Consider the following 19,738-nt stretch of genomic DNA (forward strand, 5'->3'; position numbering starts at 1 on the left):
CGTTAAATGCCGGTTATGGTAGCCCGGACTTTCGTACCTGTCGGGGCATTGATGAACGTATTGGCCCCTATGGTGCCCAGCGCCGACAGAATAATGTTGTTTCCTTTGATGTAGTGGTAGGTGGTCGTTTTTGCCGTTTCGGAAATGGGCGCACCGGTTACGATGTCATTGGTTGATGCGTAGGTCGTTGGCGTGGCTACCGTCGTGTTCTCCAGAATCTGCGAGAAAATAGGCGTCCCGGTCGCGGTCCCCTCGTAGGTTAGGTTTACCACGAACTCTGAGGAAACATTGGTAAGGCCACTCGCGTAAAAGGTTTTCAGACCTCCGCTCATGGCCAGCACCCCGTGGGGTAGCTGCAGATTGCGCACGTTCAACCTAACCCACCGACCAGTAGTCGCAAGCGAGCTGATGACGACGTTAAGAAACGTCATGTCTTCCGCGTCGGTAGACAGGGGCATCCAGCGGTAAAACGCCCCCTGTCCGTCGGTAGCCGTCGTTTTGCCCTGCACGAGCACAACGATATTTTGATTCGTCAGGGGTTTCGCCTTTAGATCAGCAATAGTACCCACTACGTCAATCTTAGCTGCAATGGACTGCTGCAGATAGTTCTGGTCCGCCACGGTCGGCACCTGAGCGCGGCAGAGGGCGGGAAGCAGCAGGAGGACAACAATAGCCCCCCGCGCCCGGCGCAGTTTGAGTAAGCCACCAAGGAGCAGGTTAAGCAAGAGTAAGAGATACATAGATAGATCGTTTTTGCGTATTTCAAATTCAGCCGCGTTACCGTAGCTGCCCGATGCTGACCAGAACAGCCGCCAGTAGCGGGCGGTAATGGCCGTAAAGCTGATGGTGATGTACTGGGTGTAGTTGCTCTCAGTGACGCCCGAAATCGTACCATTCGGCACCGTTGTCCAGTTGCTACCGTCCGCGCTGTACTGCACCTGAGCGCCGTTGATGCGTGTCCGTTCCCCAAAACCACCCGTGCTCTGCCGGGCCAGGATGCGGGCGGTATTGACACTGTACGCGCCCCCTAAATCGCGTCCGACGTACTTGTTTGCGTCACCGTTGGCCGCGTTGTAGAAGGTGTTGATGTTCTTATCGAACACCACCGCCGGAAAGCTGTTGGGGTCATTGTTGAATGAGCCGCCACCGTCGCTAATGACCGTACCGGTGGTCGAATAATCGGCGGTCGTGTTGGCGGGCGCGGTTGATGCGACCCCCGCAAAACTGAAATACCGCAAAGCGTTCGTTGAATCGCGCCCGATTAGCTGGTTACTGCCCGCTACCCGGCCGGGCAGGGCGCTGAGGTACGCATCAATGGCCGTGTTCAGCGCCGTGCTGTTTACGCCGGGGTTCGGGTACGTGCCGGAGAGAAAGCCGCCTGCACCGCCGGTGGGTGCGGTTGATAGTGTTACGCTATTCCCGCGTGAAATACTGAGGGTACTGCCCGACAGCGAAAGCGTCTGATCGCCCGTGTTGGCGGCAGAGAGTGAAACCACGTCCGATTGCTTGGCGTAGAATCCAGGGCCATTGCCACCGAGTGCTTCGGCGTTATCCACGATGCCATTACCCGCCGGGTCGTAGGTGTTTTTCTGCATGACGTTCGTACTGAGCCGGGCGTCAGAGAGCGTGCCGCTGGTAAGCTGGGAAGCATCCGTCGTAGCCGAACCGCCACCCGTACCAGACCCCAGCAGATACCACGGGCCCGGCGTTCCAGCGTTCACCTCACGGGTGTAGACCTGCCCGTTGCCGCCGAACTTGTAGGCTAAATCCCACCAGTAGCCGCCCGCGTCGGTTCCCGCACTGTTCTGGTGGTGATTGCGGAGCATATACCAGTTATCCGCTACACTGCCCGAGGGCATGGATGTACTGTTGACCGTGTACCAGCCAGACGGCCAGTCGTTGTTGGGGGTCGTGATGTATTTGGCACCAGAGCCCTGCCGGTCGGGTTGAAACATTTTGGCAACGGTGAGGTCTAATCCGTCCAAAATGGTGCCGTCAGGTTTGTAGTTGCCGCGTCGGATGATGTTGCCCGCGTTGTTGAAGATGTCAACGACGTTGTTGTTGGCGAACCGGTTGCCCGAGCCCCCGTTGAACTGGTCGTTGTAGATGCCGCCGGGAAAGCTGGGAGCCATAATACTTTCCACGTTTGCGCCGATCAGGTTGCCGGACCCGCCGTCACCCAGATAAACGGCCCGAACGCCGGACGTAGCAGTTCCGGAGTAGGTCAGCGTCATGCCCCGCAAATCAATATTAGTGCCCCCCTGCACGTAGACCGCTGAGTTAGCACCCGCGCCCGTTACGTTTTGAACGGCAGAGGTAATACTGAGTACGCCCGATACCTTAACGTTGTTGGGCTTTTGTAGTTTTACCGCGCGGTAGGTGGCGTAAATGGATAGTCCGTTACCCCAGGTAAAGCCGTCCAGTAGCCCGTCCTCGTTAAAAACTGCTTCGACCGTGGGGTTCAGCGTCGTAATGGAGCCGCCCGATAAGGTCAGGTTCCTGGCCACCAGATTGCCGTAGACGTGCAGGCCGTTGCCGTCGTTCGGCCCCTGCCGGATGGTATTGTTGAGAAACTGCGTGTTCTCTGAGCCGTAAAAAACCGCAAGGGCCGCGTTTTTAGCCCCGCCACCCGTGTTATTGGCGAACGTGTTGTTGCTGCCCGCTTCGTCGTCAAACAGCACGTCGTTGGAAAGAAAGCCGGTGTTACTAGCCACTGTGACGTTTTCGCCCATCGACCCCCATACCGAGCCACCGTGGTCGGCTAATCGGTTGGTACGGCTGACGGTGTTGCCGATAAAGGTCAGGTTCCTGGCCCACTTGGTAGCCGTGTTCGTGCTGTTGTTCTGCCCGTTTAGGTAGTTGCCGTCGCCACCCCACCAGCCGGGGCCGTTCACGACATCGTCAACGGTATTGTAGCTGGCAGAACCCCCGTCGACAAACTGCAAAAGCGTGGCAAAGCCGCCGTAGACGCCCGCGTCCGTCCCTTTGATCGTGTTGTTGTTGAAAGTGACGTTGTAGCAGATGTTATTGATTGTGGCCTGGGAGTAGGTGAGCCGGAACGTTTGCGGCCCCAGCACCCCGTAGCAGTTGTTGTAGCTGGCGTTGATGTTGCGCGAGTTCCGGACGTGGATCGAAATCGGGGTGTTCGTATTGCCCGCTGCCCGAATGAACGTAATGCCCGTGATAGACACGTTTTGGCAGGAGTCGACAAAGAATACTTCACCCAGGTTCGGCCCCACGATGATGGTGTCCTGCTGGCCTTCTATAACCAGGTTGTTAATGCCCCGAATCAGAACCTGATTGTTGATGTAAAGCTTACCCGTCAGTACCACCTTGCCGCCCCCCTGGTTGATCAGGTTCTGCAGCGTAGCGGCTTCGTTTACGGTGCCGGTCAAATCAGCGCTCGTGCGCTTGATCGACCGCCCGTATTCGCCCGGTACGGCGTAGATGTTCGTTACCCCGGCGGGTACTTTGTCCGCGTTCAGGTTTACGTTCCCACCAACGGCCGTGGTATTGTTTACCGACGTTACAGCGTTCTGCTGACTGCCACCCGGCGCTCCCTGATCGCCTTTGGGAAGCGTGGCGTTGATGGTCGTTACGTCGCCATTCTGCACCACCGACAGGCTGGCCGGTGTTCCCGAGGGTGCCGTCGTCACCGTGCCAATCTGAATAATGGGCTGGTAGGTTTTGGGCTTAAAGGCGTCGATTGCCTGTTGACGGGTGTACACATCGGTAAACGTCGGCCGCTGCAGAATGCTCTGTGACAGGCCCGACAGACCCTGGTTCAGGTTGGTGTTTGTTACGCCCAGGGCGTTGCGGATGGCATCAACTCGTTGGCGGTTGATTTGCAATGAGTCCCCCAGGTATTGCACCTGGTTTTGCCGGTAGGGGATGCCCCCCGGCGGTATCTGATACCCACCCGGCGGCTGGGCAAAGCAGAGGGCGGGAAGCAGCAGGAAAATAAGTAACCTTAACGTTCTCATAGCGCAAGCAGTGGCGGGGTTGGATGATTGGAATAAATGACGGGTTGACGGTAGTCGCCGGACCAGGTTTGCTTTTCGCCGGTCATATCGGTGAATTGATACTTGACGTGCGCTGGTTGCGCCGTGGCCCATTCCGAGGGTACTTCCCAGACGTCGAGAAATGTATCGCGCCCGGTCAGCGTAATCGCGTAGGAGTTGCCGATTGGGCCTGTGCCTTTGTCCAGCCAGATTCGCATACCGGTTGAGCGGTCCACGTCCTGGGCTACGTAGCGCCCGTAGGTCAACAGGTAGGTTTTACCGTTGTAGTTGGGCACGATGAGCGAGAACACCAGCGGTTTTTTCTCAAACCGCTCGTTGACGTCAGGACGTAGGTTCTGATTTTTGATCAGGTAGCGGGGGATTACCCACTGGTGAGGGACCGACTTCACCCAGTTGAAGACCGAACAGCGCTGCAGGGCTTTGGAAAAGACTTCATAGGCCCCTTTGGCCCGGCTGCGTTCCGGAAAGCCGGGGGCTGCATCGTAATTCTGTCCCAGATCGATTGATTTTTGCGGACCCATCCAGGGCCGTAAAATGTCACGAAGCCAGTACTGGGCTATCACGTCGCCTTCCAGCGCGTGGGGGTTCAGGGGTTCGGTGTTTAGCTCGGTGACGTCGTAGCTTTGTCCGGCGGGGATCTTTTCCAGGTCTTTAAACTCCCTATCGTAGCGCCACCACTGCATAAGCTTCAGGTTTTCCCAGCCGGATTGTCGCATGGCTGAGGTGGGCAAATGAACGCCCCCAGCGCGGGTTTTATAATCCGCTATCGCCACGGCTACCCGCTCGTAGCACTCGTATACCAGATCGAACGCTTCGCCCTTGCCGTACTGTGTAGATCCCAGAATGTGCGCCGATTGACCCATGATGGTCGTCGTGCGCGAATCGGTCCGGTAGACGAGCACCGTTTTGCCCTGAAACTGCTCAGTGAGGTAGTTACCGTCCGCGTCTTTTTGAAAAAAGCTCTGGTCGTCGTAGGTGTAGTGAAAGTATTCAGCACTGCCAGCCGCTGAACCAGGTGTATTTTTGATGTACTGCGCCATCGGGGTATTGGCGGCAATGGGTGCATTCTTGCTCCCCCCCAAAAAGACGGGGCTTAGAAAGTTGTGGTTCAAATATGCCGGAACGCCCGGCTCGTGGTCGGACATAGCAAGCGCGTTGCCGCCGTTGTCATAGTACGGGCCGGACGCGGGCTGGTCACCCTCAAACCGGATCAAATGAAACGGCGAGAGGTAGCTCCAGTCGTAAGGGATCAGCAACGGGGCGGGCTGCCCGTTCTGCTGGGCGCGAATTTTGGCCCCTTCCATCACGTAGCCGACCATGTTCTGGTGCTGGGTTTCGCGGCTGTTGCCCGATCGGGGGTTGGCATTATTGACCTCAAAGTCGGGATTTAGCGCCAACGGCCCCTTGCCGTTCACGGCTGCCCATTCGCCCTGCGAGAAGGTGGATTGCATGAGCGCCCCTAGTTCGCGGGCGGCATTCTGGTTATCAATCAGGTAGTGGTTCGGGCCTGCCCAATCGGCTAGCCAGGACTTGTTGGGGTTGCCAGGGTCATACTGGTTATAGTAATCAACCAGGCTTTGGGCCTGATCGAACAGGGAAGCCAGCAGGTATACCCCCCGGTCGGAAATCGTTGTCCGGTCGGGCATATTGTCCCCCACGGCGTTGTAGCCCCGACTGGTAACCAGGGGGCGCAAAGAGACGTCATTGAACTGAACGCCCGCGTAAACGACGATCATCCCGTCCGCTACCTGAAAAGCCGGAATCCGCCCGAACAGCACCGTGTTCAGCGCCGTCTGCAGGGGGAAGTCGTAGTTGTTGCCTCTCGCGCGGGGGCGGCTCTGCACGACCGGCGTCAGGCGGGGAGCCGGGGTTTTAACGAACGGCGTTCCGTTGAAGTCCGAGCCCGACGTGGTAAAGTTGTAGGTGAAGTCAAAACCGGTCGTGGTGTTGGCCGGAATGAGGGTTCCATCGGTCAGTATAATATCCAGTAGCCCACTGCGAATATCGTTCAGCAGGGTCTGGTTGATCGCAGGATATTTGTCGGTGTCGCGCTGGGCATTGCCGCGCTGGAGTTTGCCCAGGTATTTACGGCGTACGGCGACGGGTGAGATAGCCATTAGTTTGTCTGGTTTTGGTCAAACTCCCATTCAGTGATTTCTTTTGCGTCGGTAGCGGGCTGGTCGGGCGTGAGCCAGGGCGGGCCGGGCTGTTTTGTTGGAAACGGTACGATAGCATAGGCGCCGTCTTTGGCCAGACGCCAGCCCCATCCGGCCGGCAACCGGTACGACGCGGGCACCGCCCAGTCGCCGTCTTCGTTGGTTCGTTGATTGGTGGGCGTTGATTTGGGCCATAGCTTACCCTCTGCCACCAGATACCGCACGTCCTGATCCACGCCTTCGTAGAGGTTATCTCCGACCTTGTTACCCAGCAGGGCGATCTCGTCAGCGGTCAGTATATCCACCTCTTCGGCGGGGGGTAAAACGACCGGATCAACCGGCTTTACCGGCTCGGTAGCGGGTTGGTCGGGCTTAGTGATGACGTAGCCCTGCTTTACAAGCTCGCCAGCAATCAACATCACCAGCTCTTCGCTCGTGATGGTTTTGCCATTGCGTAGGATGATGATTTCGTCAGTTATCATGCTGGGTATAGTCTGGTGTAGCCGGTCATGGTCGTGGTCGGCACAACGATGTTATACTGGAAGAGAAGCGTGGCCCCGGTGCCGGTCTGCTGCGAAATGCCGACTTTAAGGTTTTTGCCCGCGTAGCTGCCGGTATCATAGAGCGCAATGCGAAGCGCCGAGCCGGTTTCTGAATCAACCGTGCTGGTGCGCTGGAAGCCCCGCCCAAAATTGTAGGAGCCGGAAGCGAGCTGTAAATCAATGTACATGGGAGAGTCCGGATAGGTGTCAGCCATGCGGAACTCCAGGCGGTCGTAGTTGCCGTTAACCCCGCCGGATTTGACGAAGCGGTACTCAATTCGCTGCGCCGTGTTGGGGGGCGTAGCATCGGTGTCGTACTCCCACTCCGTGGTTTCCTGGTTTCCACCACCCCCGCCACCGCCTGGTGGCGTGCCCACTACGACCGTATAGGGCGGGTTGCGCACAAAAGCGTTGGGGTCATTGGGGTCAGAGGGTTCCTGGGCAACGCCCGCCGGACGCCATGCTTCAATGACTTTGTAGGTGCCGGTATTGCTGTAGGGGAATGCACCCCAGATGATTTCAACCGTAGCGCCGGTCGGATCATAACTGCCCGCTTTTAGCACTGCATCCCGTATGTCCGATACACCAACGAAGGCGTCAACGCCGTTCTGCACGATAAAGAACTGCCGTACCGCCTGAACAGGGACGGTCACGTTGGCCACGCCCACCCGGCCGACGCCCGATACGTCCGAGCTGCTGACAAAGTTTATTTTCTTGACCGGCGCGCTGGCGCTGGTATTTTTCAGCGTAACCTGACGCTGAACGTTGAAGCCGATAAAGAAAATCAGCGTAATGATCGTATCCTGGGTAATCGCATCGGCGTTGGCTGAGAGCGCCCCTTTGCGAATACCCCCATCGATAAACTCACCAAAAGCCACCCCCCCGGGTGCGTCGGGTGAATAGATGATTGAGCCGTCGGGTGCGCTGAAGGTGCGCCACGTGTTATCCGACCACCGCCGTTCGAGCGCGTAAACTTCACCCTGAACCCCTTCCAGCGGACCGGCGTTACCCACGATCCGGAAGTTTTCCGCACCGTTGAGCGGCACTGGCACGTTGCTGACAACGGTAAACGGTTTAGGCACGATCGTGGCGTTATCCACACCGATACGGACGTTGGCGATGTAGTCGCCGGGTTCGAGAATGCCGCCGGTGGGCAGGTTGGCGTAGGGGAAGGCGTAGGTGCCGTTCTGGATGTTGCCGTCGATCCGGCTGAGTAGATGCCAGGTCGAATCCGGTACAGCCGCCCCGTTCACGCCCGTAACCTGACCCATGAAGTTTTCCCCATTGGAGCAGTTGGCCTGGATTGTAAGGCCCGGCCCGTCGGCTTCGTACTTGGAGAGGTTGGCGTTGATGGTCGCTGTGGTGGCGGGTGGGTTCGTGCCCCCACCTGAGCCGCCAGAAAGAGTTGGCTTTACTGGTTTTGGCCCCGTCTGGTCGCTCTCCAGCCACTTGTCGTAGAGGTAGCCGTACTGCGACAGGTTCTCAATGTCTTCGTCGGATAACCCCGAACCACCGGAGCCGTTACCAGTGCCAACCAGTTCTTTTAACCGGTCCAGCGTTACCCGCTCCTGCGCGTAGCCGATGCCCTGAATGTAGTACCACGCAACCAGACCAAAAAAGTCATTAACGGCAACCGGCTCTTTATTTCGGATGATGCCACCAACGGATATGTCTTTACTGGTGACGTAACCCATTAGCGTGTCCAGGCTCTGCGTGCCACCCGACCCGCCCCCGATATAGGGCTTTATGATCGTGGCAATCGCCGTCAGGGTCGTTATATCCGCGTCACGAAACAGCTTACCCAGCAAGGCGTTCAGTCCGTCCTCGTCGTCGGGGCTCAGATCAGCCAGATCGCCAAGAAACGTATCGAGGTACGTTTTAACCAGAAGCGGGGTAACGATCAAATCATTACTCGTACCCGCGTCAAATTCCGCCTGTGTCGCAATCCGGGCCTTACCGGCTACGGCTGTTGTGGCCTGGGGTACATCACCGCCCGGCGCTGGTCCGGTCGCCAGCAGTTCAGCGAGCGCGTTGGCGCTGACCGGCTTCTGGTTGCCCAGTACGATCAGCTCCTTGCTGCCCGCAATCTGAGCACTCCACTTGGCCCGGATCGTGGGGTCACTGCTGTTCGGTGGCTGGTTGGGAGTAACGGCCGTCAGGGCCTTACTGATAACGCCTTCCTGCCAGACGAGTTGCCCGGTCACGTAACTAGCCGCAGGATCGTACTCGAAGATGCCTGAATCTTTTAGGTTTTCCAGCGCACCACCAACGCGCGGGGCGGTGTTCGCGCCGGTCTGGCTTTCGTTTTTGATTTGGGCAATATCCGTGCCCAGGGCGTTGAGGGGCTTAAGCACGATAATGACAGGTTAAAACGTCCGTAATGCGGTTGCCCGTTTCATCTTCGACCCGTAGCCGGACGTGCATGACTTCGGCGTCCGGCTGGGCGTTGAGCCGAATCCGGTACACCTGCTTATTGACGGGCATGGGCACTTCAACCGGGGCGCCCACCACCTCGAAGGCCCCGTTGAGGTATTCGATAATGAGCGTCCCTGAATCGCCTTCCGTTAGATAGGGCAGCCACAGCATCGTATCGAAATAGTACCCCCGAAAGATGATGGGCTCTGGCAAAAGGGTTATCCACCGCCGGTTGCCGTAGAGTGACAGATCGTCTTCGCCCGGCGGGGGGATGATACTCGCCACCCAGTAGGCGAGGCCCACGTTGATGGGCAGCTCCCCCTGATCGGTGAGTGAGGTAGCTGAGACGGTGACAAAATCCGAAAAGTCGGGATCAGGCAAAAGCGTTTCGCCGTCGGGGACCAGGTTCGGCCGGGCGTGGAGCCTAACGCGGCTGCGCAAGTCAACTAGGGCGGTTCCTGTTGCCGGATCGACCTGCGCTTCAGCTACCGAGGTGCGGCCGTCAAGATGCGTCATCGAGAAGCGAATCAGCTCCCAGTCGGCCCCCGCGTCGGATTCGGCGCCAATCAGTAAAGGAAGGGCTGGCGATTTAAACCCGCCCCCGTAACCAATCAGACTATATCCGGCTGTGCCCTGGCTGGTGCGCTCGAGCGTGGCCGAAAATTCGCCGTAGCCAAAGTAGAGGGCGGGCGTCTGGTAGCTGTAGGGCGCGTAGCCGGGCTTGGTGACTTTAATCACGTACGGGTTCGGCACAAACACGTTCTGCACCAGAATCGTAAAGACGCCCTGTGCGTCGGTGAGCGCGGTAGCTCCCCGAAAAAAGTAATCCGAGAAGTCCTGACCACCCATCGTAAAGATGCGCACCGATGCCCCCGCTACCGGTTGTCCGGTCGGGGTGCTCGCCGTGAGCGTAAAGCGGGAGGTATCGGGACCGGGCAGCATCTAGTCGAAGAGAAGGGATTTAACGAGTTGGTTACCGTAGGCGGGCAGCACACCGCGCACCCGGACTTTCACCTTGACCGGATCGAAGGGCCGCGACAGTACCCGCCCCTTGTTGTGAGGGTTGGGCACTTTGATGCCTTCGTTCACTATTTTGTAGGCAATCGCCCCGGCAGCGGCCAGGGGGATAGGGATGCCCTTGATTTGAATCCATTCGCGAATGGTCTCAACAAACCGGCTGGATGGCCTACCCTTACGCCGGTTCGGCCCACGCCCGTACTGCTGCTCTTTCCAGTAGGCCGGGCCAATGACGGACAGCACCACGCTTTTACCCTCGCGGGTGACGACGGCGTGGGTATTAGCAATCGAGTAGCCCGACGCCCGGAGTCCCTCCTCACGCTGCGAAACAGCCAGATCGTTCACCAGCCCCGCACCGACACCTTCCAGAATTGGTTCCAGCTCTATAAGCATACGCCGATGGTGGGGGGAGTAAGGGTGAGGCTGAGCCTGACTGCATCGTAGTTGCGGTCGGTGAGGTTGAACAGTAGGTTGCTGGTGAAGCGGGCACCCTGCACGACGCCCATGCCGTCGAGCCGGAGAAAAACTTTCTGCATCAGGGCGGCAAGGATCGCAAGGGTCTGCTGCTTATTATCCGGCCCGTCGGACAAAGACGATGGATAAAGGATCAATAGTGAGAGGGCGTAATCGTACCGGAGCGAACCGTTACCGATTCGGGTAATGCCGCCCGAGGTGTAGCCCTCGTGGAATAACAGGGCATAGTCGCCCTGGTGGTCGGCCAGGATGTTCAGCTCTTTCTCCGTACCAAAGGCGAACGATAACGCCGGAAGCCCGGCAGCGGTAAGCTCCGGGGCCAGAAGGGCGGTAAGTTGGTCGAGTTGTTCCAGCACAGCCCGAAATTACGGGTGTTACCTCCCTTTCGGGGGCGCTGACAGGCGCTGGTAGTTGGAAAGGTATTGAGCTTTTTTTGCTTTGGCCAATAGGTGCCTTAGCGCCTGGTCGAGGGGGAGTTGAAAAGCGTCTTTTCGGGGGATGCGCTCGATTTCTGCCAGTTCCAGGACGGCAAAGTCGGTATCAAACGCTGACAGGCCCGGCGTAAGCTGTTCAGCGGCTTTAGCGGTTGGATCGCCCTCGGTGGCACAGGTTGCAAAAAGACTCTGCCAGAGAGCATTGGATGCTGACAACTGCTCAAAAAAAAAGCAGCGAGGGGTAAAAGCTCGGTGCAGGGCAGCGCGTAGAGGGCGGGTAGCACCGTCCGGGCCTCTTCGATGTCGGTGTAGGGCTGACCGGTGATGAGGGGGGAGAGGTAAATGGAAAGCAGCGCGGGGGCCACGGCAAACAGGTCTGTTTCTTCGTCTGTGCCGATGGATTCAAGTTCGTGGTCGATGTCCCACTTCTGCCCGATCGTGGTCTGAGCGCCAAGTTTGGTGGGCGGAACGATGGTTTTACCCGATACGGTAAGTGTGGTTGGTACGGGTAAGGCTTTGAAGTCGGGGGTCTGGCTAAGAAACGCCAGATGCTCCTGCACGATACCGGCCAGGTCTGGAGCCTGTAGGGGGCGGAAGTCGGCCTCGGTCTTGCCAGAGAGAATGCACAGCGCATGAACGACAGAAGCCCCGTCTGCGAGCCGGAACGCCTGTTCCAGCGTTACCTCGTCCCACGAATCAGGGAGGGTGAAGCGTAAACCGTCTGCGTTGAAGCGGGTCATGCAGGCTTGGTTGAGAAATAATACGTCAGCGGGGCTACGTTTTGAACAAAAGCAACAGAAAGGCCGCATTCGTTTAACGTTTTGGCGACGAGGTGAATCTGCTTAGACACAATATCTGTGCTTCGCATCTTCACTGTTCCCCAGTAGGAGGTTGGCGCGTCGTCTTTGTAGGCGCTAAATTCGATCAGTTCGCCCCCTGATCTGCCAACTGCCAGTTTGATGTCTTCCATGCCTAATTCAAACTTAGTTCACAACACTTATCGCCCCACTCCCAGACGTAATGCCCGCGTAGTTCCTGCCGAACGAGATAGCAGGTCAGAAATGCCCCGAAACGCTTAACGTACCAGCGGGGCGAGGGCATGGCGCAGCGGGTGTTGGTCATAACCGTCGTTGTCTAACCTGTGGCCGGTACGCTCGGGCGGTGCTGACCACAGGCGAATTTAACTCAAAATACTCTCGCATCATAAGCACATCGGAGTTATCTGGCGACCGTCCAATCAATTCCTTAACGTCTTCTTTGCTGATAACCGCCTTCTTGCCTTCCGCGTCCATATCGCGCTGCTTGACCTGCTCCAATTCTTCAACGGTGTCTTCTACTTCCTTCTCACTCATGACGTTCGGCAGAATATAAATACCCGCCTGGTTGATACGGTCGGCCAATCGAAAATAGCACTGTGATTTTAGGTTATTGTAGTTCGGCGTCTGCTTACCGTCGGGGGTCCGCTCTTCCATCGGTCGGGCGTTATTGACAAAACCCTTGCAGCCTACCGTGTCGGTAACGCCCCCGCCGACCCCGTCGTCATCGACCACGACCTGAGACGCTGGAACGCTGTACTCAGTCATCATAACCCGAACAGCCGCGGCTACTTCCGGAACCGAGGCCCCTTTGATGGTTCGGTAAGCAATGACGCGCCACCCATCCCAAACGCATATCTTCGTCGTGTCACGGCCATAGCGGGCCACGTCGCAGGTGATGAACTTACGCCCGCCCCCAATGTGTTCATTTTGCCAAAGATCCAGAATTTTGTCGTAGTCAATCAGCGCCGATGGGTCGTCGTCGTACTCCCAGTTACCAAAGAGCAGGCGCTGTTTCTCGTTGACGCTTAATGTTCGGTGCAGGTTCTCCAGGTAACCCGCGGGTAGCCGTTTATTATCCTGTGGTAGTGCCTGCACGAACCGTTTCCAGGCTTCAAGCTCCCGGTCCTTTGCTTTGCGGTAGTACTGCTTATACAGGTAGTTCTTGGCCGGGTTGCAGGTCTGCAGTAGCTTAGGGGTAAGTCCGTAAACATCGTTCTTCCAGCGACCGATTGATGCTGATAAGTTATTCTTGGCTGCTTCTTTGAACTCCCCGGCTTCTTCGATCCAGCCGCGGGTCATCTGCATGGAGCCAAACCGGGCGTAAAGCGGATCGCGGGGAAGGTACTTGGCGTCCAGCAGGTAGACACGGCTTTTGTTGTAGCAAGTGTAGTAGTTATCCTGCCCGTTGTAGTCATAGTACTGCTGACCGATGCCCCAATGTTCAAAGACTTCGTGAATAGAGGGGATGGTAAACTTTCGAATATTGGTCAACGAGTCACGGGCAATAAAGTAATGCGTTTCGGGGTAGGTGAAAGCATCGCCAAAGATGAGCGAACAGCCGAGGTAGCTCTTTCCCGATCCTTTTGAACCGCCGTAAACGATGTCGGTGACATCGTTATCCTGCCAGAGCCTGCAGACGTCTTTTTGTTTCTCGTTGCCGAATGTGTTGAATTGAAGCTGCATGGTCACAGCACCTGCATACCGGTGATTTGTTTGATTTCGACGGTGCTATCAACTTGCGTCCTATCTTCCCAGCCCATGTTCTTTAAAGCGAAAATAACCCCACCACCTTTGGCAAAAGGCAGTATATCTTCGTATTCGCTCTCAATGATCATTAGCGCGCGTTTTAACGGGTACGAAAAACTCTCACGCTTCAAATACTCATACATCGTTGATCTTGACTCGAAGCCAAGAAAGAGGGCGAGGGTAGTTATTTTAGGCCGGTCGGGGGCGCGAGTACAGACACGTTTTGAGACTTCGGTAGGTATGGTATCCATCTTGCCAGTCTCGCTATTTTTCTTACGTTTGTTAACTGTTTCGGTTTGGTCTTCGTATTCGCCTTGACAGTATTCGAAGTACTCCTCTATACGTTGTTCTAACTCTTCAGCATTGGCATACTTAGCCGGTCGTCCATGACCAAGCGCATACCTGTTGCCTTTGGGAGCGGTAAAAGCCATACCTAAATATACTAATTAATTCCCAAGCCGGCTAGGGCTTCGGCGTTGTGCTTTGCGAATCGTGGGCCTACCTGAAAACCCCGAAGCGGGCGGGCATGCCTGATCTAAGTTCCAGTTGATCTTGGAGAGCTGCAGGGCAACCCGGCTCGCTAGCCCTTCGTACTGCTTCACCAGCGTCAGCCGTTCGCTCGTGCTCAAATCCTGCGACTGATCGCGCGACTTGTTGACAAAGCCGGTCTGAGTCAACGTGACGTTCGCGCGGGTCAGGTAGATGCTCCAGACCGCGTAAGTCATGAATTTACGAATGAGCCGCCCGTTCACGAACTGTTCGGCGGTAAGCGTTTCGGTGGGAGTGAATGCGTCGGGGCCAAGCGCGAAGGCGTCATTGGCAAGTATCGTCCGGTAAGCGGTGATGGTAGCGGACTCGAGCACGTCAGCCAGCCACCCCTCGGCAACTTGACTAACGATCGGGGTGAGCTTTTCAGCAATGCCCGGCCCCTCACCCCGGCCCGGCATCTTCACCGAAACGGGCAGCGGGCCGATGTACTGCTCAATATCATTCAGCGATAGCAGCGGTTCCATCGTCGTCGGGGAAGTAGTTTAGGTTTTCAATCGTGAAATCCCGGTCACCCAGCGGCCGGTGCCAATGGGCAAAGATTTGGGCGTAGACGCGGCTGATGGAGCGCTGGTAGCGGTTGACCGTCTGCTGCATGAGCTGGGAGAACAACTTGATCTGAATCTGGGTGAAGCTGATACCACCCGTCGACTTACGAACGCCCATCAACTCGTTAGGCACCCTGGTTCGGCGGCTAATGTGTTCGGCTACGTAGTCGCCCATTGCCGTGTAGCGGTTAGACAGGTCTGATCCGCTTGTCGGCATGAACTCCATCGCTTCCAATTCCTCAATGGTATCGGCTTCAATACAGACGATACTAGCTGCGTTTTCGGCGCCCTGATGTTGCGTCAATCGGTTTTGGATTGAATCTTCATCACGATTACCCTCATCCCGAGCGTCGCTTTTCTTCAGTGTCTTGAATACCCCAGAGGTAGCAAAATCCTGCGTCACCACCCGGTAGTAGTAGGTGCTCAGTTCCTTCTCGGCTTCAAACATCACCGACCCGCCCGCGTAGCTTGGCGTATGGTAAACCTCACCCTTCCGGCGCGTTCCGGCAATGACGTGAACCAGTTGACCCTGATACTTTTCAATACCGCCAGCCTCTTCGATTTGGGCGAACACAACCTCCTTTCGGGGGTTGAAGAGGTGAACGACCTTGTGCTCTTTCGCCCGTTTTGGAAACAGGGTCGAGCCGAGATAGGGAAAGATGCCCGCCCGCGTGATGTTACCCAGATCATCGGGGGCCATGAACCGCACCTGTTCGGGCGGTACGTGCTGCATCCCAACGATTTCGGCCAGCGCGTTAAAGCTAAGGTGCAGACAGATCACTTCCAGGTCAGCGACGCCCGAACAGTTGGCCGCGTGAACATCATCGAACGTTTCGCCCTTGCGGTTGACGATCATTTCGGACAGGGCCAAATCCTTCAGGCCGTTGCCCTCAATGAACTCAGCCCGAACGGACATCGCCGCCGACGCCGTGTCGGATTCGTCGATTACGTCCAGCAGCGTTTGCGGGTAGAGGTTATCCCAGCCCCAATCAAGAAAGCCCGTCACGGTGCGAGACTGGGTGACGGGCACTTTCTTATTAGTCGGCTTCGATTTGCGAAGGGTTGCCATGCACTAGCGGTTGGCGGTGATTACTTTTTGTCGTCGTCTTTTTTTTTGGCTTCCCCGGTGGATGCCGCCGGTGCTTTGTAGTCCGGATTCAGGATGATTAACTCCTTGTACCCCTCATCCATTTTCAGCAGCGCTTCGGCGGCTTCGTCGTTCAGGGGCGTGACGCCGGTCGTGGCGGCCGGGGAGTTGGAAAAAATCGTACCGTGGGAAGGCGAATGAAACGAACCCACTTCCGGGTTCACCATGTATTTGTTGGTGGTCGTTGCCATGATGGTTTTATTGATGCGTCGTAGGTGCAAGCGAAAGTGCGTCAGCATGTCGTTCTTCCAGTTCGGGCAGGACGTACAGGTCGTTGCACCGAGATCCAGCAGATACCGTGCTTTTAGCCGGGCAAGGTTCTCGTCGCTGAGAATGCCTTGCCCGTACCAAGCGGATATAATTTCCGCTAATTCGTCGTCCGAAGTAATCGGCTCCATATTAGGCGGTCGCCGTCGCCAGCGTTTCCAGGTAATCGGCGGTGTCGTCCAGGGTCGCCGTCTTGTGGCGCAGCGTCTTGGCTGTTTCTTTCTCCTGAGCCGCCTGGAACTCCAGGGTAAACTGGCCGGGGTTGTTGGCGTCGTTGGAGTCGTTGGTCAGGTTGGTCATTGACATGCCGGTCGAAAAACCCATCAGCTTCCAGCGGCCGAACTCACCCTGTTGTTTGATGATCGCCACTAGGTCAGTGCGGTTGGTCAGCTTATCGATTTCGGCGTCGGCTTCGGGGCTGTTATCGAACACCATGAACCGAAAACCGTGGGTGATGCTATTGCCGTTATCGTTGGCAGAAAAGCCCTGCGTACCCTGGGCGGATAGCTTATAGCCCTCCCAGCGCTTTAGCTTTTTGCCCGTCTTCAGTGTCAGGGCGGTGATGATTTTTGCGCCAACCGCCGGGTCGGTAGCCGACGTGTCGGTGGTATAGGACAGCAGTTCGTCGCGCGTGAAGACGTACATCTTCTCGTAGAGGCCCTGCCCGTTGGGTTGGCAGGAATTGACCAGATCGCGCGTTAAGGCAGAGACAGATACGCAGCTCATATAGTAAGAGTAGTTAGGGCGAACCAAGAGTTGTCTTGGCCCGCCCGGTGAGACAATTAGTAAGCTGCGACCACGAGGGCGTCGTCTGCAATTTGCATATCGGCGGCATACGTCTGGCGGGCGTTCCAGAGTTCAGTGTCCTGCGACGACCAAACTTCAAGGCCCGCGCTACCCGAATCGTCAACCGGCGTCGCGTCGAAGCGAAGCTGCAGGTTGCCTTTCACGGTCAATAGCGCGCGGTGCGGGCGGTCAATTTTGCCAGCCTTTTTAAAGTAGCCGCCCAAAAACTCATCCCACTCGGGAACAACCATGATCGGAACGCCCCGGAAGGTGGGCAGCGATACGCCGTCAGCCTGAGCTACGTAAGCCAGATCCAGATTTTTCGATTCGCGGTAGATCGTCCAGGCGTCGAAGATGCTGTGCGATACCATAAACAGCTTATTAGCCGTTGGCTGGCTGTACAGCCGGGGATCGGCCGCTGAGAACATGGCCTGGAAGATGGCGGGCACGTCGTTCGGATCAAGCACCTGATCGCCCGTCGGGTTGTTGGCAGCGATTGGCACCAGCTTGGTTAGTTGAGCCGCAATGCCCAGCTCAACGTTACGCCATGCCCCGTTGAAGGTCTTGAAGTACGGCACGAGCTGGGCCGCTGTCAAGGTGTCACCACTAGCGGCTGCGTAAGAAGCAGTCAATTTGGCTTCCGTCATGTTGCGGTCAGCAAACCAGGCCATGCGAAGCAAATCTTCGTAGATAGCGTACTCCAGCATGTCAATGCAGTAGTCCCCGTACACCGTGTCGCCAAGATTCTTCTTGTCGTTACCAGCGTTCAGATACCACTCTTCGGCCTGTCCCCGCAGCACCTTCCAGCACTCCTGATACCAGGCTTTCAGATCGACCGGGGCAAACGTTTTGTTGGTCTTGCGGGTGTTGCGCGTCGTGGCTCCTAATCCGCAGCCGGGGTCGACCGTCGTAATCAGGCCAACCCGTTCCAGGAATTGCACGATCAGGCGACCTTTCAGTCCTTCCGTGATCGCAAAGTACTTCGACAACGCCGGGCGATCTACGGCCGGGCGGAGCGTTAATTCAGCGGCTTCGTGACCCTGGTAGGTAAAGCTCGCGTCGGGGGTAAATGCCATTGTTTATTTAAGTTTAGCTGTCTGATAATGCTTGGTTATTTGCGGTTGGCCAGGCGCTTTGCTTTGCGGTCAGCGGCCGTTTCGGGCGCTTCCGGCACCCGCTTGTCAATCGGTGTTTCGTTCACGCGGGCCGTTACAGGGTCGGCGGATTCCATGCCCTTTAGCACAGAGGTGACGCGGGCTTTGAACTGCTCGTGCTCTGACTTCAGCGAAGACACAGTAGTGTCAAGGGCAAGCAGTCTCTCGTGCTCTGCTTTGCTGATTGTGATTGTTTCGGGCGCGGCCTCAGCGGTTGGTTCGGGCGTTTCGGGCTGTTCTTCGTCCGTCACCGGATCAATAATATCCGAGATAGCACCAGCGGCAACGACAATTGTAAATCCGTCGGACAGCAGGTATTCGCCGTCTGGTACTTCGGTGCCGTCTTCGTAGGCCAGCGCGTCGCCAATCACATAGGTTTCCCCGGCGGCATCAATATCGAGCACCTTGCCGTCAACGGTGTTCACGGTTAAGCTGGTCGTCTGTTTGCCTTCCATAAGGCCAAGTAGGCCCTTTAGCCCTGCTACCAGCAAGGTGTTGCGTTTTGCCATGTTTGTATTGGATGAGTTGTTTTTTGAAAGAGAAAGCCCCGTTTTGCCATCTTTCAGTAGGGCGTAGATGGGGCGGTGAAGCGAGCGACTTGCCTGAACAGCAGCGCCCATATAGAGGCCGGTAGCCCAGCCAAACGCAATAGATTCTTCGGCGGTAAACTCGTGGTCTTCGCCGTCGGCAAAGACGCCAGCAATGACTGATTCGGATTTGCCCGTTACGGCGGTAAACAATTCAATGCACCGCTGTTCTTCAAAGGCCAGTTTATCTAAGTAGGCTGCATAGCTGACCCGGTTGCCCGGCGGCAGGCCATCGCCGTAGTTCGGCAGATGGAAGAGCAGTTGCGCGTGGGGAGTCATTAGCCGCTCTTTGGCCGCTGACAGTAGGATAGTTCCCATTGAGGCCACCATGCCGACGGCAATGGTTCGCAGGTTGGGTAACGTGATCATGTAATCGTACATCGCCCAGCCCTCTTCCATAACCCCGCCAGGGGTTTTAAGAAAGATGTCGTAGCCATCAGCCTGCCCAGCAGCCTGAACAAGTCGCTGCAGTTTCGTGAGGGAAATACACGGCGGATCGCCGGGTTCTACCCACTCGTCAGGCATGATGATACCACTAAGGTTAATCTTGACAATCTTCGGCATTGGGGGCTATTGTGTAGCGGATAATCAATGCAACGAAGTTGATAAGTACCACGCTTATCTGTATATTCAGGCACTGAAAAGCTCAATACCTTTCCAACTAAACCACTGATTGACTGTGGACGAACGACTCGAACGGCTACTAATACGGGTAAAGTCAGGCGACGGAATAAAAAAAGCCCTGGAAGTTGAAAAGTGCCATCACTGGTACTATAGCGAAGAGGTTACCCCGGCCGATCGGGCGATCATTATGGCAGCCCGGCGGGAGTACACCGAGCGGGCGAAGTATCCCCAGGGCCGGGTAATCCAGCCGGGACGGCACAGCGGTTCGTTCTTATCGGTAGAAATGCAGGATCACAAGCTAGGCCAGTACAAGGCGATTTGTGATCTGAACGGCACGACGGTCAGCCAGCAGACGCGCTCGCTGATCAATACCTTCATCAGCGAGCACAAGTCAATGCTATAAAAAAAGCCCCACTGATTGAGTGAGGCTTTCGCGTTTTTGGGTAGAAAGGGGC

Annotated in this window: 19 protein-coding genes; 1 reads left to right on the plus strand and 18 read right to left on the minus strand. The window is 56.6% G+C overall.

The genetic code is table 11. The features are described 5' to 3' along the window. Positions 1 to 2: 2 nt before the first annotated feature. The 18 genes from HU175_RS22190 to HU175_RS22275 all read right to left on the minus strand — a co-directional run bounded on the left by HU175_RS22190 (position 3) and on the right by HU175_RS22275 (position 19,223). Positions 3 to 3,983 (minus strand): discoidin domain-containing protein, encoded by a 3,981-nt coding sequence (locus HU175_RS22190; protein ID WP_176568654.1) that lies wholly within the window; start codon positions 3,981 to 3,983, stop codon positions 3 to 5. After that, positions 3,980 to 6,139 (minus strand): hypothetical protein, encoded by a 2,160-nt coding sequence (locus HU175_RS22195; RefSeq protein WP_176568655.1) that lies wholly within the window; start codon positions 6,137 to 6,139, stop codon positions 3,980 to 3,982. Before HU175_RS22195 ends, HU175_RS22190 begins: the two co-directional genes overlap by 4 nt. After that, a complete protein-coding gene (locus HU175_RS22200; RefSeq protein WP_176568656.1) occupies positions 6,139 to 6,660 on the minus strand; it encodes a hypothetical protein in 522 nt (173 codons plus the stop codon). The genes HU175_RS22195 and HU175_RS22200 overlap by 1 nt, the downstream gene beginning before the upstream one ends. Next, the gene (locus HU175_RS22205; protein ID WP_176568657.1) at positions 6,657 to 9,074 is read right to left on the minus strand and encodes a hypothetical protein; all 2,418 of its coding nucleotides are present in this window, start codon (positions 9,072 to 9,074) and stop codon (positions 6,657 to 6,659) included. The genes HU175_RS22200 and HU175_RS22205 overlap by 4 nt, the downstream gene beginning before the upstream one ends. Beyond that, positions 9,067 to 10,077, minus strand: coding sequence for a carboxypeptidase-like regulatory domain-containing protein (locus HU175_RS22210; RefSeq protein WP_176568658.1), 1,011 nt, complete (start codon positions 10,075 to 10,077; stop codon positions 9,067 to 9,069). Before HU175_RS22210 ends, HU175_RS22205 begins: the two co-directional genes overlap by 8 nt. Further along, on the minus strand, positions 10,078 to 10,545 hold the full coding sequence (locus HU175_RS22215; RefSeq protein WP_176568659.1) for a hypothetical protein: 468 nt from the start codon (positions 10,543 to 10,545) through the stop codon (positions 10,078 to 10,080). Then, positions 10,536 to 10,982 carry a hypothetical protein gene (locus tag HU175_RS22220; RefSeq protein ID WP_176568660.1) on the minus strand — a complete coding sequence of 149 codons (447 nt, stop codon included), beginning with the start codon at positions 10,980 to 10,982 and terminating at the stop codon, positions 10,536 to 10,538. The genes HU175_RS22215 and HU175_RS22220 overlap by 10 nt, the downstream gene beginning before the upstream one ends. 98 nt (positions 10,983 to 11,080) lie before the next feature. Beyond that, a complete protein-coding gene (locus HU175_RS22225) occupies positions 11,081 to 11,800 on the minus strand; it encodes a hypothetical protein (protein WP_176568661.1) in 720 nt (239 codons plus the stop codon). Continuing rightward, the gene (locus tag HU175_RS22230) at positions 11,797 to 12,030 is read right to left on the minus strand and encodes a hypothetical protein (RefSeq protein WP_176568662.1); all 234 of its coding nucleotides are present in this window, start codon (positions 12,028 to 12,030) and stop codon (positions 11,797 to 11,799) included. The genes HU175_RS22225 and HU175_RS22230 overlap by 4 nt, the downstream gene beginning before the upstream one ends. 2 nt (positions 12,031 to 12,032) lie before the next feature. After that, a complete protein-coding gene (locus HU175_RS22235; protein WP_176568663.1) occupies positions 12,033 to 12,182 on the minus strand; it encodes a hypothetical protein in 150 nt (49 codons plus the stop codon). After that, positions 12,179 to 13,561 carry a terminase large subunit domain-containing protein gene (locus HU175_RS22240; RefSeq protein WP_176568664.1) on the minus strand — a complete coding sequence of 461 codons (1,383 nt, stop codon included), beginning with the start codon at positions 13,559 to 13,561 and terminating at the stop codon, positions 12,179 to 12,181. Before HU175_RS22240 ends, HU175_RS22235 begins: the two co-directional genes overlap by 4 nt. 2 nt (positions 13,562 to 13,563) lie before the next feature. Then, on the minus strand, positions 13,564 to 14,055 hold the full coding sequence (locus HU175_RS22245) for a terminase small subunit (RefSeq protein WP_176568665.1): 492 nt from the start codon (positions 14,053 to 14,055) through the stop codon (positions 13,564 to 13,566). A gap of 15 nt (positions 14,056 to 14,070) precedes the next feature. Beyond that, complete coding sequence (locus HU175_RS22250; protein ID WP_176568666.1) at positions 14,071 to 14,637, minus strand: hypothetical protein; 567 nt, start codon at positions 14,635 to 14,637, stop codon at positions 14,071 to 14,073. Further along, positions 14,612 to 15,787 carry a hypothetical protein gene (locus tag HU175_RS22255; RefSeq protein ID WP_176568667.1) on the minus strand — a complete coding sequence of 392 codons (1,176 nt, stop codon included), beginning with the start codon at positions 15,785 to 15,787 and terminating at the stop codon, positions 14,612 to 14,614. Before HU175_RS22255 ends, HU175_RS22250 begins: the two co-directional genes overlap by 26 nt. A 20-nt stretch (positions 15,788 to 15,807) precedes the next feature. Further along, positions 15,808 to 16,263, minus strand: a complete 456-nt coding sequence (locus HU175_RS22260; RefSeq protein WP_176568668.1) for a hypothetical protein — start codon at positions 16,261 to 16,263, stop codon at positions 15,808 to 15,810. A 1-nt stretch (position 16,264) separates the two neighbouring features. After that, positions 16,265 to 16,858 (minus strand): hypothetical protein, encoded by a 594-nt coding sequence (locus HU175_RS22265; protein ID WP_176568669.1) that lies wholly within the window; start codon positions 16,856 to 16,858, stop codon positions 16,265 to 16,267. A gap of 56 nt (positions 16,859 to 16,914) precedes the next feature. Next, positions 16,915 to 17,994, minus strand: a complete 1,080-nt coding sequence (locus tag HU175_RS22270) for a hypothetical protein (protein WP_176568670.1) — start codon at positions 17,992 to 17,994, stop codon at positions 16,915 to 16,917. Positions 17,995 to 18,029: 35 nt separating this feature from the next. Then, a complete protein-coding gene (locus HU175_RS22275; protein ID WP_176568671.1) occupies positions 18,030 to 19,223 on the minus strand; it encodes an ATP-dependent Clp protease proteolytic subunit in 1,194 nt (397 codons plus the stop codon). Between the two features lie 115 nt (positions 19,224 to 19,338). Here HU175_RS22275 and HU175_RS22280 point away from each other — a divergent pair, with 115 nt between their 5' ends. Beyond that, entirely contained in the window at positions 19,339 to 19,686 is a 348-nt protein-coding gene (locus HU175_RS22280) for a hypothetical protein (protein ID WP_176568672.1), read from the plus strand. Positions 19,687 to 19,738 lie beyond the last annotated feature (52 nt).

The sequence above is a fragment of the Spirosoma sp. KUDC1026 genome, from assembly GCF_013375035.1.
Lineage (GTDB): Bacteria > Bacteroidota > Bacteroidia > Cytophagales > Spirosomataceae > Spirosoma.

Coding starts and splice junctions, on each gene's coding strand:
- HU175_RS22190 (WP_176568654.1), bottom strand. CDS start 3,983: ATGAGAACGTTAAGGTTACTTATTTTCCTGCTGCTTCCCGCCCTCTGC.
- HU175_RS22195 (WP_176568655.1), bottom strand. CDS start 6,139: ATGGCTATCTCACCCGTCGCCGTACGCCGTAAATACCTGGGCAAACTC.
- HU175_RS22200 (WP_176568656.1), bottom strand. CDS start 6,660: ATGATAACTGACGAAATCATCATCCTACGCAATGGCAAAACCATCACG.
- HU175_RS22210 (WP_176568658.1), bottom strand. CDS start 10,077: ATGCTGCCCGGTCCCGATACCTCCCGCTTTACGCTCACGGCGAGCACC.
- HU175_RS22215 (WP_176568659.1), bottom strand. CDS start 10,545: ATGCTTATAGAGCTGGAACCAATTCTGGAAGGTGTCGGTGCGGGGCTG.
- HU175_RS22225 (WP_176568661.1), bottom strand. CDS start 11,800: ATGACCCGCTTCAACGCAGACGGTTTACGCTTCACCCTCCCTGATTCG.
- HU175_RS22230 (WP_176568662.1), bottom strand. CDS start 12,030: ATGGAAGACATCAAACTGGCAGTTGGCAGATCAGGGGGCGAACTGATC.
- HU175_RS22235 (WP_176568663.1), bottom strand. CDS start 12,182: ATGACCAACACCCGCTGCGCCATGCCCTCGCCCCGCTGGTACGTTAAG.
- HU175_RS22240 (WP_176568664.1), bottom strand. CDS start 13,561: ATGCAGCTTCAATTCAACACATTCGGCAACGAGAAACAAAAAGACGTC.
- HU175_RS22245 (WP_176568665.1), bottom strand. CDS start 14,055: ATGGCTTTTACCGCTCCCAAAGGCAACAGGTATGCGCTTGGTCATGGA.
- HU175_RS22250 (WP_176568666.1), bottom strand. CDS start 14,637: ATGGAACCGCTGCTATCGCTGAATGATATTGAGCAGTACATCGGCCCG.
- HU175_RS22255 (WP_176568667.1), bottom strand. CDS start 15,787: ATGGCAACCCTTCGCAAATCGAAGCCGACTAATAAGAAAGTGCCCGTC.
- HU175_RS22260 (WP_176568668.1), bottom strand. CDS start 16,263: ATGGAGCCGATTACTTCGGACGACGAATTAGCGGAAATTATATCCGCT.
- HU175_RS22265 (WP_176568669.1), bottom strand. CDS start 16,858: ATGAGCTGCGTATCTGTCTCTGCCTTAACGCGCGATCTGGTCAATTCC.
- HU175_RS22270 (WP_176568670.1), bottom strand. CDS start 17,994: ATGGCATTTACCCCCGACGCGAGCTTTACCTACCAGGGTCACGAAGCC.
- HU175_RS22275 (WP_176568671.1), bottom strand. CDS start 19,223: ATGCCGAAGATTGTCAAGATTAACCTTAGTGGTATCATCATGCCTGAC.